The organism is Variovorax sp. CF313 (assembly GCF_000282635.1).
Lineage (GTDB): Bacteria > Pseudomonadota > Gammaproteobacteria > Burkholderiales > Burkholderiaceae_C > Variovorax.
The window spans coordinates 21,641-36,775 of sequence record NZ_AKIW01000031.1 but is presented as its reverse complement, the minus strand read 5'-3'; the positions used below and the strand labels follow the sequence as shown (position 1 = coordinate 36,775).

Genomic DNA, 15,135 nt, shown 5'->3' with positions numbered 1-15,135 from the left:
CCGGCAAGAGGGGCTTCAGCCCGCTGCGATGCGCTGTGCCAGGTGAGCGAGCGCTTCCTCGACCTGGTCCACCAGGATCAGGGACAGGTCGCCCGGCTGCAGGCGGGCCAGCGCGGCGTCGATCGCGACGAACTCGCCGCGGATCTCGTCGATCTGGCGGGTGCGGGCCGCACCCTGCAGGCCCTGGCGCAGCAGTGCCATCACTTCGCCGTCGGCGCGGCCGCGCTGTGCAGCATCCTGATAAAGGATCACGTCGTCGAAGGCTTCGCCGAGGATGGCCGTCTGGTCGCGGATGTCCGAGTCGCGCCGGTCGCCCGCGCCGCTGATCACCACCGAGCGCTTCTTCGCCGGCATCGTGTCCACCGCCGACACCAGTGCGCGCATGGCGTCGGTGTTGTGGCCGTAGTCGGCGATCACGGTGGCGCCGCGGTAGTCCATGACGTTGAAGCGCCCCGGCACGCCGGCCGCGTCGTTCATGAAGCTCGCGAGGCCGCTGCGGATGGTGTCCCAGTCGAGGCCCACGGCCCAGGCCGCGGCCACGGCGGCCATCACGTTGTCGACCTGGAAGCCGATGGTGCCGCCGCGCGTGATGGGCACGTCGCGCAGCGCAATGCGCTCGCGCCACGAGCCTTCGGCCGCGACCAGCGTGTCCTGGTCGACGTACACGGTGCGCTTGCCCTGCGCGCGGTGCGTGGCCATCACCGGGTGCATGCGGTCGGCGGTGAAGAAGATCACGTGGCCGGGGCAGCCGGCCGCCATGGCGGCGACGTTCACGTCGGCCGCGTTGAGCACCGCGTAGCCGTCGGCGGCCACATTGCGCACGATCACGCGCTTCAACACCGCGAGGTCTTCGACGGTGGTGATGTAGTTCAGGCCCAGATGGTCGCCGCTGCCGATGTTGGTGACCACTGCCACCTGACAGCGGTCGAAGCCGAGGCCTTCGCGCAGCACGCCGCCGCGCGCCACTTCGAACACGGCCGCGTCGACATCGGGGTGCATCAGCACGTTGCGCGCGCTCTTCGGGCCGCTGCAGTCGCCACTGTCGGTCTGGCGGCCGTCGACGTACACGCCGTCGGTGTTGGTCATGCCGGTGCGCAGGCCGCTCGATGCGAGCAGGTGGTTGATGAGGCGGGCCGTGGTGGTCTTGCCGTTGGTGCCGGTGACGGCGACCACGGGAATGCGGCCGTCGTCGCCGTGGGCGTACAGGGTGTCCATCACCGCTTCGCCGACCGCGCGGCCGCGGCCGAACGAGGGCGAGATGTGCATGCGCAGGCCGGGCGCTGCGTTCACCTCGACCACGCCGCCGTGCTGTTCCTCGAGCGGGCGCAGCACGTTCTCGCAGACCATGTCGACGCCGCAGATGTGCAGGCCGACCATCTGCGCCGCATCGACGGCGCGCGCCGCGACTTCGGGGTGCACCGTGTCGGTCACGTCGGTGGCGGTGCCGCCGGTCGACAGGTTCGCGTTGTTGCGCAGCACCACGCGCTGGCCGCGCGCGGGCACGCTGTCGGGCGTGAGGCCCTGGGCCTCGAGCCGGCCGATGGCGATGTCGTCGAGGCGAATCTTCGTGAGCGAAGTGGCATGGCCCTCGCCGCGGCGCGGGTCAAGGTTCACGGTGTCGACCAGCTGGCGCACCGTGGCGCTGCCGTCGCCGATCACCTGTGGCGGATCGCGCCGCGCGGCGGCCACGAGGCGGTCGCCCACCACCAGCAGGCGGAAGTCGAAGCCGGGCAGGAATTTCTCGACCATCACCTCGCCGTAGACGGCGGCCGAGTCGTAGGCCGCGAACAGTTCTTCGCGCGAGTTGATGTTGACGGTGACGCCCTTGCCCTGGTTGCCGTCCTGCGGCTTCACCACGACCGGCAGGCCGATCTCGTTGGCAGCAGCCCAGCCGTCTTCGGCGCTGGCCACGGGGCGGCCCAGCGGCACCGGCACGCCGGCGGCGTTGAGCAGCTGCTTGGTCAGTTCCTTGTCCTGCGCGATCGATTCGGCCACGCCGCTGGTGCTGTCGACTTCAGCGGCTTGAATGCGGCGCTGCTTGGAGCCCCAGCCGAACTGCACCAGGCTGCCGCTGGTCAGCCGGCGATACGGAATGCCGCGCGCCACGGCGGCATCGACGATGGAGCCGGTGCTCGGGCCCAGGCGCTCGGATTCGTCGAGGTCGCGCAGCTCGGTGATGGCGGCGTTGGCGTCGAAGGCAGTGTCGGCCAGGGCGGCCTCGATCAGCTGCTCGGCCAACTCGATCGCACGGCGGCCGACGGCTTCTTCGCTGTACTGGAACACGACCTGGTAGACGCCTTCTTCCACGGTGGGCGAGGTGTGGCCGAAGTTGACGGCGCAGCCGGCCTGCGCCTGCAGCGCCACGGCGGCGTTCTCAAGCACATGGGCCAGCGCCAGCGGTTGACCCAGCACCATCGGGTGCAGTTCGCCGATGGTCGGGAAGCGCGCGCGCAGGCGGGCTTCGAAGCCGGCCAGCTTGCTGATGGCGTTCTCGTCGCCTTGGCAGGCAACCACCGCTTCGATGGCAGTGTGGCGGCTCCAGAGATTGGGGCCGCGAAGGGCTCGGATGCGGGTGACTCTCATGCGAATTGCTGTTGGGGGTGTTGCGACGAGAGCGGCTGGGTCTGCGACAGCTGCAGCGAGGCGAGCGCCGCCTGCAGGTCGGCCTCGAAGGCCTCCACGCCGGCGCCGATCAGGTTCAGCGGAATGCCCATTGCCCAGGCGGCGGCCACGGCGGCCAGCAGGCTTTCGAGGCTCACGCCGGCATGGGTGGCGCGCCACACGGTCAGCCGGCCGAGGCCGGGCAGGAACGATTCGCTGTTGCCGTTGGCCAGCACCACACGGTCCTGCCGCACCAGCACGGCCTTGCCGCCGGCGCGCTGATGCGCCGTGAGTTCGGCCGCCTGCGGGTCGGCCGAATAGAGGATGACGGCGCCGTCGCACAGCGGCGCGAGGCCGGCCACGCGCGGGTCGCCCGCATTCAGCACGGCCGTGCCTTCGGACAGCACCACGTCGACCTGCGTGCGCAGCACCTTGACCATCTGGTCGCTCTCGGTGATGTCGTAGTCGGCCAGGGCTTCGAAGCCGTCGAGATCGGTGACGATGCCGACTTCGCAGCGGTCGTAGGGGAGACCGTCGCGCAGGATGGTTTCGGCGCCGTTCTCGATCACCACGGCCTGCACGGCGCGGTTCACGAGCAGGCGGTGGCCGGCGTCCCAGTTGGCGCTGTCGCGCGCATCGACGCGGCGGCGTTCGAGGAACAGGCCGTCGCGGCAGGCGAGGCCGGTCTGGCGCCCGCCCAGGCCGATCAGCCAGGCCACGAGGCGCGCCAGCACGGCGGTGTCGCGCGAGCCGGCCACGCCGACCACGGGAATGCGCCCGGGCGCGTCGTTGGGGAACAGGTGGTCGCAGATGGCGCGGCCCACCGGGCGCGGCGAACCGACGGCCGGCTTCAGGTGCATCAGCAGGCCGGGGCCGGCATTGACTTCGACGATCGCACCGCGCTGCGGGCCCAGCGGCTTGGAAATGTCCTGCGCCACGAGGTCGATGCCCGCGATGTCAAGGCCCACCACGCGCGCGGCGAGCACGGCGGCGTGCGCGACTTCGGGGTGGACCTGGTCGGTGCAGTCGTTGGCCATGTTGCCGTTGCGCTGGATCGTGACCACGCGGCCGGCGGCCGGCACGGCGTTGGCGTCCAGCTCCTGGCGCTTGAGCTCGAGCTGCAGCTTGGCGTCGCTGTCGATCACGATCACGTCGAGCGGAAACTCTTCCTCGGCGCCGCGGCGCGGGTCGCTGTTGAGCTGCTTGTCGATCAGGTCGCGCACGCTGCTCTGGCCGTCGCCGGTCACGGTGATGATCTCGCCGCGCGCGGCCGCCACCACTTCGCCGCCCACCACCAGCAGACGGTGCTCGTGGCCTCGGATGAAGCGCTCGACCATCACGTCGCTGCCCTCGGGCTCGGCGACCGCAAAGGCGGCCATGACTTCTTCACGCGTTGTCAGTTCGAGCGACACGCCGCGGCCGTGGTTGGCGTCGGAAGGTTTCACGGCCACCGGCAGGCCGATGTCCTCGGCGGCTTCCCAGGCTTCTTCGGCGTTGGCGACCACCTGGCCTTCGGGCACCGGCACGCCGCAGCTCGCGAGCAGGGACTTGGTCAGCTCCTTGTCGCTGGCGATCGATTCGCCGATGGCGCTGGTGTAGTCGGTCTCGGCGGTCCAGATGCGCTGCTGGTTGGCGCCGTAGCCCAGCTGCACGAGGTTGCCGCTGTTCAGGCGCATGTGCGGAATGCCGCGGTCGGTGGCGGCGGCCACGATGGCCGCGGTGCTCGGGCCGAGGTAGCAGTCTTCCACCTTGGCCTTGACCGCGTCGACGGCCTTCTGCACGTCGGCGGCGCTGAACGGGTCGTTGTTGATGGCCGCCATCAGCAGGCGGTGGCCCTCGGCCAGCGCCACGCGGGCGACCTGCTCGTCACGGGCGCGGAACACCATGCGGTAGACGCCGTGCTCGGAGGTGCTGCGGGTCTGGCCGAAGCCGGTCGGCATGCCGGCGAGGTTCAGCAGTTCGATGACCACGTGCTCCAGCACGTGGCCGGACCACGTGCCCTCGGTCAGGCGCTGGATGAAGCCGCCGCGCTCGCCGACGCCGCAGTGGTGCTCGATGAGCGCCGGCAGCAGGCCGGTCAGGCGGTCGGTGAAGCCGTCGATCTTGTTGGAGGGGAAGTCTTCCAGCTGGCCCAGGTCGAGCCAGACTTCGAGTACCGGACGGTAGGTCCAGAGGTTCGGACCGCGCAAATAGTTGATGCGCAGCAGGCGGATGTCGTCGAAACGGGTCATGCAAACGTTCGAAGTGCTTTGGCCGAGCACCACGGCGCCTTCAGGCGCGCCCATGGCAATCGGTCAGAATCGGCGCCCGACCAAGGGCGCCATGACGCGGTCCATGCGGCCCGCGACGGGCAAGAGTCAGAGAAACACAATGCAACATCACGATCCAGTCGGCACCCGGGAGGGCGAAACAGAGGCGGCTTCAGACGCGCTGAAAAACCGGCTCGCAGTCGCGGAAAACGTTCTGGTAATACTGTCGGTTGACCTCGACGACCAACTTCGCTTCGCTTGCGGCCTAGTCGCGCTGACTGACCAGAGGCTGATCGCGCTCGAACCGGGCGGCGAATGGCGTGAGTGGCCGCTAACCGATGCAGCCCTGGAACTGCGCCTGTCCGACCACTCGGGGGTGGGAACCCTCGATTTGACGGGGCCTTCGGGCCGTTTGGCCCGCTGGCGCTACACCCTGGCCGGACAGGTCGCGGCGCTGCGCCTGCTCAAGTTGTTCGGCCAGCGAACGGCCGGTGTCGCCAAGGAGACAGCGGGGGCCGTCGAGGTTGCCGACGGCGAAGAGGGCACCCCCGACGCCGAACTCCAGACCCCGCCATCGACCTGGGTGCTGCTGCGCCTGGGCCGTTTCGCCGGCCCGTACCGCAAGCAGCTGATCCTGGGATTCGTACTCACCCTGATCTCCACCGCCGCCACGCTGGTGCCGCCGTACCTGACCATCCCGTTGATGGACGACATCCTGATCCCGTTCCAGAACGGGCAGAAGATCGACACCATGCGCGTGGGCCTGTACCTCGGCGGCCTGCTGATCGCGGCGCTGGTCGGCTGGGGGCTGGGCTGGGCGCGCACCTACCTGCTGGCGCTGGTGTCCGAGCGCATCGGCGCCGACCTGCGCACCACCACCTACGAGCACCTGCTGACCCTGCCGCTCGACTATTTCGGCGGCAAGCGCACCGGCGACCTGATGGCGCGCATCGGCTCCGAAACCGACCGCATCAACGTCTTCCTGTCGCTGCACGCGCTCGATTTCGCCAACGACGTGCTGATGATCGTCATGACGGCGGCCATCCTGATCTCCATCAACCCGCTGCTCGCGGTGGTTACGCTGGTGCCGCTGCCCTTCATCGCCTGGATGATCCACGTCGTGCGCGACCGCCTGCGCACCGGCTTCGAGAAGATCGACCGCGTCTGGTCCGAGGTGACCAACGTGCTGGCCGACACTATTCCCGGCATCCGCGTGGTCAAGGCCTTCGCGCAGGAGCGCCGCGAGGCCGAGCGCTTCCGCGTCGCCAACACCTACAACCTGCAGGTCAACGACAAGCTCAACCGCACGTGGTCGCTGTTCACGCCGACCGTGTCGCTGCTCACCGAAATCGGCCTGCTCGTGGTGTGGGCCTTCGGCATCTGGCAGGTGGCGCGCGGCAGCATCACGGTGGGTGTGCTCACGGCCTTCATCGCCTACATCGGCCGCTTCTACACGCGGCTCGACTCGATGAGCCGCATCGTCTCGGTCACGCAGAAGGCCGCCGCGGGCGCCAAGCGCATCTTCGACATCCTCGACCACGTGAGCAATGTGCCCGAACCGGCAAAGCCGGTTCCTGTCGGCCTTCCGGCCAAGCCGGGGGAGGTGCCGCGCGTGCAGGGCCGCATCGAGATGAGCGGGCTGGGCTTTCGCTACGGCTCGCGCGCCGTGATCCACGACCTCGACCTGACCATCGAGCCCGGCGAGATGATCGGCCTCGTGGGCCACAGCGGCTCGGGCAAGAGCACGCTGGTCAACCTCATCTGCCGCTTCTACGACGTGACCGACGGCGCCATCAAGGTCGACGGCACCGACATCCGCCGCTTCGCCGTGGCCGACTACCGGCGCCACGTAGGGCTGGTGCTGCAGGAACCCTTCCTGTTCTTCGGCACCATCGCGCAGAACATCGCCTACGGCAAGCCCGACGCCACGCGCGAAGAGGTGGTTGCCGCGGCCCGCGCGGCCCATGCGCACGACTTCATCCTGCGGCTGACGCACGGCTACGACTCGCTCGTGGGCGAGCGCGGGCAGGGCCTGTCGGGCGGCGAGCGCCAGCGCATCAGCATTGCGCGCGCGCTGCTGATCGATCCGCGCATCCTGATCCTCGACGAGGCCACCTCGGCCGTGGACACCGAGACCGAGAAGGAAATCCAGAAGGCCTTGGACAACCTCGTGCAGGGCCGCACCACCATCGCCATCGCGCACCGGCTGTCGACATTGCGCAAGGCCGACCGGCTCGTGGTCATGGACCGCGGCGAAGTGGTCGAGGTCGGGCCGCACGATGCCTTGATGGCGAAGCAGGGCGCCTACTGGCGGCTCTACCAGGCGCAACTGCGCCAGGGCGACGACGATGCGAGCGAAGGCGCCGCCAATGAGCGCGCCAGTGCGCAAGCCCCCCTGGCCATCAGCCACGCAGCACATCCGGCGGGCGACGCATGACCGAACTCAACACCCCATCTTTCGAACTCGAACGCGACGCCTTCGGCCGCCTCGTGCTGACCGACGCGCAGGGCGAGCGCCATGTGGGCGTCACGCCCGTGCGGGCCTTTCCGCTGAGCGCGCCGGGCCATGGCGTGTCGCTGGTCGGCAGCGAAGGCCGCGAGCTGGTCTGGATCGACAGCGTCGACCAACTGCCGGCGCAGGCCAGGGTGCTGCTCGCAGAAGAACTCGCGGTACGCGATTTCGCGCCCACGCTGCTGCGCCTGCACGGCGTGTCGAGCTTCGGCGTGCCCAGCACCTGGACCATCAGCACCGACCGCGGCGACACCAGCTTCGTGCTCAAGGCCGAGGAAGACATCCGCCGGCTCGAAGGCGGCGCGCTGCTCATTGCGAGCGCGCACGGCGTGCAGTTCCGCATTCCCGACGTGAAGACGCTCGACCGCGCGTCGCGCAAGCTGCTCGAGCGTTTTCTCTAGCGCTCAGTCCAGCAAGTCGGAATACTCGCCGCGCTCGTAGGCGTCGGCGGTCTTCCACGGCAGTGTCTTCGGCGCCGCGATGGCCGAGGCGGTCATCACGTTGAGCGAGGTGCCGTGCGCATTGCGTTGCTCGATCTTGCGCGCATAGCGGCCGACCGTGTCCCACTCGATGCGCAGCGTGCTCTCGCCCTGCTGCACTTCGTAGCGCTGCACGCCCCTGCCAGCCGCGCCGAGCGGCTTCATGCGCGGCAGGCTCGCCGGATCGACCAGCCAGTAGGCATTCGCCCACGAGCCGCCATAGCCGACGTTGCCGTAGTCGGCGGCGTCGACCTCGATCACCTTGCGCTGCTCGCGCAGCACCATGCCCACCTGCACCTTGCCGGCCGCATCGCGGCGCAGCCACAGCGGCGCGGCCGTGTTGTCGGCGTGCGAGTGGCCGATGTGCACCTTGCCTTCGCGGGCCTCGTGGTCATGGTCGGCGCGCAGCACGGGCGGCAGCTCGCGCTCGACCCACACGGTGCCGGCGCGGCGGAACATCAGGTCGGCATAGCGGCTGTCGCGCTGCACGCCGTCCTTGCCGATCGACATCACGTGGTGCTGGATGCGCAGGTTCTGGTCGGGCGCCTCGGCATCGCCGGCGGCGCTGGCCGCCAGCGGAAGGCTCAGAGCGGCCATCAGCACCATGCCAGGGATACCGCGGAACCGGCTTCGCCGGGCCGCAGGTATCGCCCTCTGCAAGAGGGTTTCCGAAGCGACACGAAGTGCGCGAAGGCTGGGGGTGTGCTTGATCACAGTCCGGCCGCTTCCTTGACCTTGTTGAACACCTTGATGTTCTCCATGGTGCCCTTGAAGCTCTTCGAGCCCGCGCCGCCGGCGAACAGCATCACGTCGCCGCCGCCGTGCGTTTCCGCGCCGGGCGTGCCGAGGTTGATGCCGACTTCCTGCAGGAAGTTGTCGTCCGTGGTGTCCATCGCGGTCTGGTCGTCGCGATCCGTGTCGCGTTTGGGTGCAATCCACGGCCTGTTGCCGTCCTCGGGGTTGGTCTGGCTGGCGAGCGTTGCATTGGGGCGGCCGCCGTTACCGAACACCAGCGTGGTGTAGGGCTTGCCATCGGCCGCCTTCAAGGGCTTGCCGTCGGCGTAGCCATTGACGAGGCCGAGGATCGGGTTGCCGATTTTCGGGTAGCCGTTGAAGGCGATCGCATGGTCATGGTCAGCCGTGACCACCACCAGCGTGTTCTGCAGGCCCGGGTCCTTCCTGTTCATGTAGTCGAGCGCCGTCTGGATGGCCGCGTCGAAGGCCAGCGTGTCTTCCAGCGCGCGCTTGGCATTGGTGCCGTGCAGCGCGTGGTCGATGCGCCCGCCTTCGACCATCAGGAAGAAGCCCTTGTCGTTCTTGCTGAGCACGCCGAGCGCTTTCTCGGTCATGTCGGACAGGCTCGGCTGGTCGAGGCTCTGCTTGACGCGGTCCAGCTCGTAGGCCATTTCGCTCTGCGAGAACAGGCCCAGCAGCTTGCCCGTGGCGGCCGTGTCGACGGCCTTGAGCTTGGTGCCCGTGTCGACGTAGGTGTAGCCCTTGGCCGTCATCGCGGCCACCAGGTCCACGTTGTCGGTGCGCTTGCTTTGCGCATTGGTCGACTTCGGCAGGTAGTTGCGCTGGCCGCCGCCGAGCAGCACGTCGACGCCGTCGAGCAGCTTGGGGTTGTAGTTCGGGTGGCCCGGAACGCTCTGCTCTGCGATGGTGTTGTAGCCGTTGCGGTTGCAGATGTGCGCGTAGGTGGTGGCCGGCGTGGCATGGCCGACGCGCGTGGTCGACACGGCGCCGACCGCGCGGCCCTTGGCCTTGGCGAGCTCGAGCAGCGTGTCGGCCGCCTTGCCGTTGGTCGACGGGCAGGTGGTGTCTTCGCCGTTGATGTACTGCTTGCCGGTGCTGTCGACGGCGGTGGTGTCGCTCGACATCGAGATCACCTCGTTGCGCATCTTCACACCGGTCATGTAGGCCGCCATCGAGGGCGCGCTGTCGGTGGTCTGGCCGTCGAGCGAGAAGGTCTTCACGCGCGCCGCGTAGGGCAGCGACTGCATGACGAGGTTGGCGCGCTCGGGGCTCACGAGCGAGCCGGGCTTGGCGGCCAGTTGCTTCTCGCCCTTGTAGATGCGCGCGGCGGTCACGGTGACAGGGCCCATGCCGTCGCCGAGGAAGAAGATGACGTTCTTGGCTTCGCCGGCGGCGTAAGCGTTGCCGGCCAGGGTGCCGGCGGCGGCGCAGACGAGGGCGGCGGCCAGACGGGTTTTGCGAGTGATGCGGTTCATGGTCGTGTTCATGGTTGTGCTCATCGGTGCGTGCGGGGTGCCCCTCACAGGCCGACCGCCTTCTTGATCAGGCCGAACACGTCGGTGTTGGTGATGACGCCGGAGAAGTTGTCGGCGCCCAGGCCCTGAGCACCGAGGAAGACGTCGGCGCCGCCATGGGTTTCGGAGTCGCTGGCCGCATCCATCGGCACGACGGCTTCCTGCTTGTAGTCCTTGCTTTCCAGTTCGGCGTCGCTGATCGGGCCGCGCGTGGCGAGACGGCGCGGGCCATTGCCGAAGCCGATGATGGTGTAGGGGTTGCCGCCCACGTCCTTGCTGGTCTTGCTGGTGTCTACATAGTCCTTCACCAGGCCGAGCACGCCCGGCTTGCCGGCCTCGGTCTTGCCGGTGCGCGCGGCATAGCCGTTGAGCTGCAGCGTGTGGTCGTGGTCGGCCGTGACCACCACCAGCGTGTTCTTCAGGCCCGGATCGATCGCCTGCATCTTGTCGAGCGCGAGCTTGATGGCGTCGTCGAAGGCGCCGGTGTCCTGCAGCGCACGGCGCGCGTTGGTGGCGTGCAGCGCGTGGTCGATGCGGCCGCCCTCGACCATCAGGAAGAAGCCCTTCTTGCGCGCCGCCAGTGCATCGATGGCCTTGCCGGTCATCTCTGCCAGGCTCGGTTCCTTGGTGGCGTCACGGTCCAGGTCGTAGGCCATGTGGCTCTTGGTGAAGAGGCCGGCGATCTTGGTGGCGCCGTCTGCAGGCAGCTTGTCGAACTCGCTCTTGCTGCCGGCATAGCTGTACTTGGCAGCCTTCAGTTCGGCGATCAGGTTGCGCTTGTCGTTGCGCTTGCCGCCGTCTTCCTTGGCGGTGAAGTAGTCGGTGCCGCCGCCGAAGAACACGTCGACGCCGTCACCGAGCTTGCCGTTGTAGCCCGCGCCGCCCGGCACCAGCGCCGCGGCGATGGTGTTCTCGGCGTCGCGGTGGCACACATGCGAGTAGGTGGCGGCGGGCGTGGCGTGCGTGATGCGCGTGGTGGTCACCACGCCGGTCGCATAGCCCTTGGCCTTGCTCTGCTCGAGCAGCGTCTCGACGGCCTGGCCGTTGCCCGAGGGGCAGGTGCTGTCGAAGCTGACGTGGTAGGCCTTGCCCGAGGCGTCGGTGGCCTTGGTCTCGGGGCTCATCGAGATGACTTCGTTGTTCATCTTGACGCCGGTCATGTAGGCCGACATCGAGGGGGCGCTGTCGGTCACCTGGGCGTCGTTCGAATAGGTGTGGACGAAGGCCGTCTCGGGCAGTGTGTCCATTGTCAGGTCGCCGTCCTCGCCGACCTTGTAGATGCGCGCGGCGGTCATCGTGGTGATGCCCATGCCGTCGCCCAGGAAGAACAGCACGTTCTTCTGGGGTTGCGCGGCCGGGGGCGCAGTGGTCGGCGGCGGGATCAGCGGCAGCAAGGAAAAGCCGTTGCTGTTGCCGCTGCCGCCGCAGGCGGTCAGCAGCAGCGAGAAACCCAGCAGTGCTGGGGCAATGAAGCGTTGGGTCATGCGACTCCCTCAGGTGGTTGTTCGACCGGTGCGCATGACGCGCACCGTTTCTGGGAGTGAAATCTAAAGACGTCAGATGACTCGGCGGTGACGATGCACATCCGCCGAGAAAGTTCAGCCCATTTCAAAAAAGAAAGGCGGCGGAATTCGCCGGCGTGTCATGCCCGGCTGCCAGCGGGCGCGGCCTGCGAAAATCGCGTCTTTGGACTACAGCGGCCTCGCCGTTGACGGATATGCCCCTGCACACCACCGCCCTCGTTCTGTTCTCCGGCGGCCAGGACTCGGCCACCTGCCTCGCCGATGCGCTCTCGAAGTACCAGCGCGTCGAAACCCTGGGCTTCGACTACGGGCAGCGCCACCGCGTCGAGCTCGACGTGCGCGGCACCGTCCTCGCGAAGATGCGCGAGCGTTTCCCCGTCTGGGCGCCCCGCCTCGGCGAAGACCACGTACTCACGCTCGCGGCGCTGGCGCAGCTCGGCGGCTCCTCGCTGACCGAAGAGGTCGCCTTCGCCATGCAGGCCGACGGCCTGCCCAACACCTTCGTGCCCGGGCGCAACCTGCTGTTCCTCACGCTGGCCGGCGCGCTGGCGTACCGGCGCGGGCTGCAGGTGATCGTCACCGGCGTCTGCGAGACCGACTTCTCGGGGTACCCCGACTGCCGCGACGACACCATGAAGGCGATGCAGCTCGCGCTCTCGCTCGGGCTGGAGCGCCGCCTCGTCATCGAGACGCCGCTCATGTGGATCGACAAGGCCGAGACCTGGGCCATGGCCCACCGCCTGGGCGGCGAGCCGCTGGTGGAGCTGATCGTGGAAGAGACGCACACCTGCTACCTGGGCGACCGCGTGCACCGCCAGGCCTGGGGCTACGGGTGTGGCGAATGCCCCGCCTGCGAGCTGCGCAAGAAGGGCTGGGAGCGCTACGCCGCGGCGGGTTGAGCCGCCGAGATGTTCAGCCGGTAGCGCGCGCCGCCCGCCGTTGCTTCTTCCTGCGGCACCAGCGTCCAGCGCTGGTTGTGGAAGTCTCCGACGGCTGCGCGGTGCGCGATCGACACCATCGCGCCGCCCGCTGCATGGACCATGTCCGACAACCGCTTGTAGAGCACACCCTCGGCCTGCGCATCGAGTGCGCTGGTGACCTCGTCGGCGAAGAGCCATGCCGGTTTCTTCAGCAGTACGCGTGCGATGGCCAGGCGCTGCTGCTCGCCGCCGGAGAGTTTCTGGCTCCATGAATCGCTGTCGTCCAGGCGGCTGGCCAGGTCGGGGAGGAGGGCGTCGGTCAGGGCCTTGCGAAGCTGCTCGTCGGTGAAATCGGCGGCGGGGTTCGGGTAGGTCAGCGCGTCGCGCAGCTTGCCGTCGGGCACGTAGGGGCGCTGCGGCATGAACACCGCGCCGTCTGGCATCTTCACGTGCCCGCTCGCGAACGGCCAGATGCCGGCGAAGGAGCGGAACAAGGTCGACTTGCCGCTGCCCGAGGAGCCCTGCAGCAGCACGCTGTCGCCGGGTTTCACGGCCAGCGCGGCGCCGCTCAGCAGCGAAGTGCCGTTTGGCAGCGCCACAGAGAGGTCGTCGCTGCGCAGATCGGCCGCCTCCCCGCGTTGCAGCGGCATGGCCTGCGCAGCGTGGGCGCGCATCGCGTCGTCGAAGCTGGTCAGACGGTCGGTGGTGGCGCGCCAGACCGCGACCTTGTCGTAGTTGTCGACGAACCAGCTCAGCGAGTCCTGCACCTTGCCGAATGCAGACGAAATCTGCATCAGCTGGCCCAACTGGATCGCGCCGCTGAAGAAGCGGGGCGCGGCCACCACGAACGGGAAGATCACCGCGGCCTGCCCGAAGAACGAGGTGAAGGTGATCAGGTTCTTCTGCTGCTTGATGAGCAGCAGGTAGTTGCGCAGCACGCTGCCAAAGCGCATGTCGAGCTGGCCGTGCTCGACCTTCTCGCCCCTGTCCAGCGCGATCGCCTCGCTGTACTCGCGCACCCGCACCAGGTGATGCCGGAAGTCGGCCTCGAAGCGCTGCTGGCGGAAGTTGGTGCCGATCAGCGGGCGGCCGATGAAATGCGTGATGACGGTCCCGACCACGCAGTACGCGATCGCCAGCCACACCATGGCGCCCACGATCTGGTAGGTGGTGCCGCCCATCGAGAATTCGACGCTGCCCGACAGCCCCCAGAGGATGCCGACGAAGCTCACCAGCGTGACCACCGCATTCAGCAGGCCCATCGACAGCGTCATCGTGTAGTCGGTGAAAAGCTGCATGTCTTCCTGGATACGCTGGTCGGGGTTGTCCGGTGTCTGGCCGTCCTTGTTCGCGTAGCGCGCGAGTTCGAGGTGATAGAAGGTGCGGTTGGCCATCCAGCGCGTCATGTAGTCGCGCGTCATCCAGCTGCGCCAGCGCAGCTGCAGCAATTGCGTCACATAGAACTTGAGCACCTGCAGCGCGATGTTGAAAAAGGCCAGCACGACGAACACGCGGATCTCGCGCCAGAAGACCGCCGCATCCTTGTTCTGCAGCCCGTCGTAGAAGCGCCCGTACCACTGGTTGAAGAGCACCAGCGCGTAGACGTAGGCCAGGTTGAGCGCGACGATCGCCGCGAACATGGTCCTCGCGCGCCATTTCTCCTCGGACCTGAAATAAGGCGCCGCGAGCGCAAAGACGCGCCTCAGGACCTGGGCGAACGTGGCGGCTCGCGCCGTGACGGATGAAGACATGCAGGTTTCCTCGCAGGCGCAGGTGCGCCGGACATCATGAGGAAACCATAGTAGACAAATGTTTCTTAAACGGACCTGAAACCCGGCCGCCGGGCAAAAAAAGTACCCGTCAGCGCAGCAGGACCCGCGCAGTCGTCGAAAGAAAATGCGCCAGCGGCGGTGTCTTCAACCCCTCGACCTTCGCCTCTTCGTCCCAAAGCCTCAGCCGCACCGCATCGTCGGCCCAGCGATGCTCGGCAAAACGGGCCGCCGCTGCCGCATCCATCACGCCGCCCTGCAGTGCAAGGCTGCGCACGGAATCCGGCGAGAGCTTCGAGAAATAGTCCGGCCGCATCGCGCACAGATAGCGCTTGGCATCCACGTGCAGCCGTATCGGCTCGCGCACTTCCACGTCGAAGGCGCCGCGCAGCAGCGGCAGCGCGATGTATTGATGGCGATCGTCGATGCCCAGCTCGGTGGGCGATTGCGCGAGCGTCTGGTGCTCGGCGATCAGCAGGTGTCCAAGGTCGTGCAGCAGTGCGGCCGTGACCAGCGCGTCGCTCGCACCCGCCTGCTCGGCGAGCCATGCGCACTGCAGCGCGTGTTCGAGCTGCGAGACCGGCTCGCCCGCGTAGGCCACCCCGCCGCGTTCGGCGAACAGGCGTGCGATCTCGGCGAGGTCGAGTGTCATGGAGTTGAAACGAAGCAAACGCCAAGCGCGTGCGGCAGCCTGTGAAGCGTCGTCCCGCGCCATGACATCCGTGTGACGCATCTGACAAACCCCTGTCACACGGCACTGCGAGCATCGCCGCGTCCACGGCCGAGCCGTGCGTACTTTCGTCCGCGTACTT

General features: G+C 68.1%; 10 protein-coding genes. 3 read left to right on the top strand and 7 right to left on the bottom strand.

Annotated features, from left to right (window positions below; translation table 11 throughout):
• Positions 1 to 15: 15 nt before the first annotated feature.
• On the bottom strand, positions 16 to 2,583 hold the full coding sequence (gene cphA, locus PMI12_RS10195) for a cyanophycin synthetase (protein WP_007831759.1): 2,568 nt from the start codon (positions 2,581 to 2,583) through the stop codon (positions 16 to 18).
• Positions 2,580 to 4,832, bottom strand: a complete 2,253-nt coding sequence (locus tag PMI12_RS10190) for a cyanophycin synthetase (protein ID WP_237726067.1) — start codon at positions 4,830 to 4,832, stop codon at positions 2,580 to 2,582. Before PMI12_RS10190 ends, cphA begins: the two co-directional genes overlap by 4 nt.
• Positions 4,833 to 4,971: 139 nt before the next feature.
• Between PMI12_RS10190 and PMI12_RS10185 the strand changes: the two genes are divergently transcribed.
• Together PMI12_RS10185 and PMI12_RS10180 are read left to right on the top strand one after the other, a co-directional pair.
• Positions 4,972 to 7,287 carry a cyanophycin metabolism-associated ABC transporter gene (locus PMI12_RS10185; protein ID WP_042673152.1) on the top strand — a complete coding sequence of 772 codons (2,316 nt, stop codon included), beginning with the start codon at positions 4,972 to 4,974 and terminating at the stop codon, positions 7,285 to 7,287.
• On the top strand, positions 7,284 to 7,763 hold the full coding sequence (locus PMI12_RS10180; protein WP_007831749.1) for a cyanophycin metabolism-associated DUF1854 family protein: 480 nt from the start codon (positions 7,284 to 7,286) through the stop codon (positions 7,761 to 7,763). The genes PMI12_RS10185 and PMI12_RS10180 overlap by 4 nt, the downstream gene beginning before the upstream one ends.
• 3 nt (positions 7,764 to 7,766) lie before the next feature.
• Here the strand turns inward: PMI12_RS10180 and PMI12_RS10175 are convergent, their stop codons facing one another.
• The 3 genes from PMI12_RS10175 to PMI12_RS10165 form a co-directional block, all read right to left on the bottom strand.
• Positions 7,767 to 8,438, bottom strand: coding sequence for a hypothetical protein (locus PMI12_RS10175; protein WP_237726066.1), 672 nt, complete (start codon positions 8,436 to 8,438; stop codon positions 7,767 to 7,769).
• A gap of 113 nt (positions 8,439 to 8,551) precedes the next feature.
• Positions 8,552 to 10,084: an alkaline phosphatase gene (locus PMI12_RS10170; protein ID WP_007831747.1), complete on the bottom strand. Its 1,533-nt coding sequence runs from the start codon at positions 10,082 to 10,084 to the stop codon at positions 8,552 to 8,554.
• Positions 10,085 to 10,116: 32 nt separating this feature from the next.
• Positions 10,117 to 11,595: an alkaline phosphatase gene (locus PMI12_RS10165; protein WP_007831746.1), complete on the bottom strand. Its 1,479-nt coding sequence runs from the start codon at positions 11,593 to 11,595 to the stop codon at positions 10,117 to 10,119.
• A 233-nt stretch (positions 11,596 to 11,828) separates the two neighbouring features.
• Between PMI12_RS10165 and queC the strand changes: the two genes are divergently transcribed.
• The gene (gene queC, locus PMI12_RS10160; RefSeq protein WP_007831740.1) at positions 11,829 to 12,533 is read left to right on the top strand and encodes a 7-cyano-7-deazaguanine synthase QueC; all 705 of its coding nucleotides are present in this window, start codon (positions 11,829 to 11,831) and stop codon (positions 12,531 to 12,533) included.
• Here the strand turns inward: queC and PMI12_RS10155 are convergent.
• Positions 12,515 to 14,305, bottom strand: coding sequence for an ABC transporter ATP-binding protein/permease (locus tag PMI12_RS10155; protein ID WP_007831739.1), 1,791 nt, complete (start codon positions 14,303 to 14,305; stop codon positions 12,515 to 12,517). The two genes, queC and PMI12_RS10155, sit on opposite strands and share 19 nt — an antisense overlap.
• A 109-nt stretch (positions 14,306 to 14,414) precedes the next feature.
• Entirely contained in the window at positions 14,415 to 14,975 is a 561-nt protein-coding gene (locus PMI12_RS10150; RefSeq protein WP_007831738.1) for a phosphonate degradation HD-domain oxygenase, read from the bottom strand.
• Positions 14,976 to 15,135: the final 160 nt, after the last annotated feature.

Coding starts and splice junctions, on each gene's coding strand:
- PMI12_RS10170 (WP_007831747.1), bottom strand. CDS start 10,084: ATGAACACGACCATGAACCGCATCACTCGCAAAACCCGTCTGGCCGCC.
- PMI12_RS10175 (WP_237726066.1), bottom strand. CDS start 8,438: ATGGCCGCTCTGAGCCTTCCGCTGGCGGCCAGCGCCGCCGGCGATGCC.
- PMI12_RS10190 (WP_237726067.1), bottom strand. CDS start 4,832: ATGACCCGTTTCGACGACATCCGCCTGCTGCGCATCAACTATTTGCGC.
- PMI12_RS10185 (WP_042673152.1), top strand. CDS start 4,972: ATGCAACATCACGATCCAGTCGGCACCCGGGAGGGCGAAACAGAGGCG.
- PMI12_RS10180 (WP_007831749.1), top strand. CDS start 7,284: ATGACCGAACTCAACACCCCATCTTTCGAACTCGAACGCGACGCCTTC.
- PMI12_RS10165 (WP_007831746.1), bottom strand. CDS start 11,595: ATGACCCAACGCTTCATTGCCCCAGCACTGCTGGGTTTCTCGCTGCTG.
- queC (WP_007831740.1), top strand. CDS start 11,829: ATGCCCCTGCACACCACCGCCCTCGTTCTGTTCTCCGGCGGCCAGGAC.
- PMI12_RS10155 (WP_007831739.1), bottom strand. CDS start 14,305: ATGTCTTCATCCGTCACGGCGCGAGCCGCCACGTTCGCCCAGGTCCTG.
- PMI12_RS10150 (WP_007831738.1), bottom strand. CDS start 14,975: ATGACACTCGACCTCGCCGAGATCGCACGCCTGTTCGCCGAACGCGGC.
- cphA (WP_007831759.1), bottom strand. CDS start 2,583: ATGAGAGTCACCCGCATCCGAGCCCTTCGCGGCCCCAATCTCTGGAGC.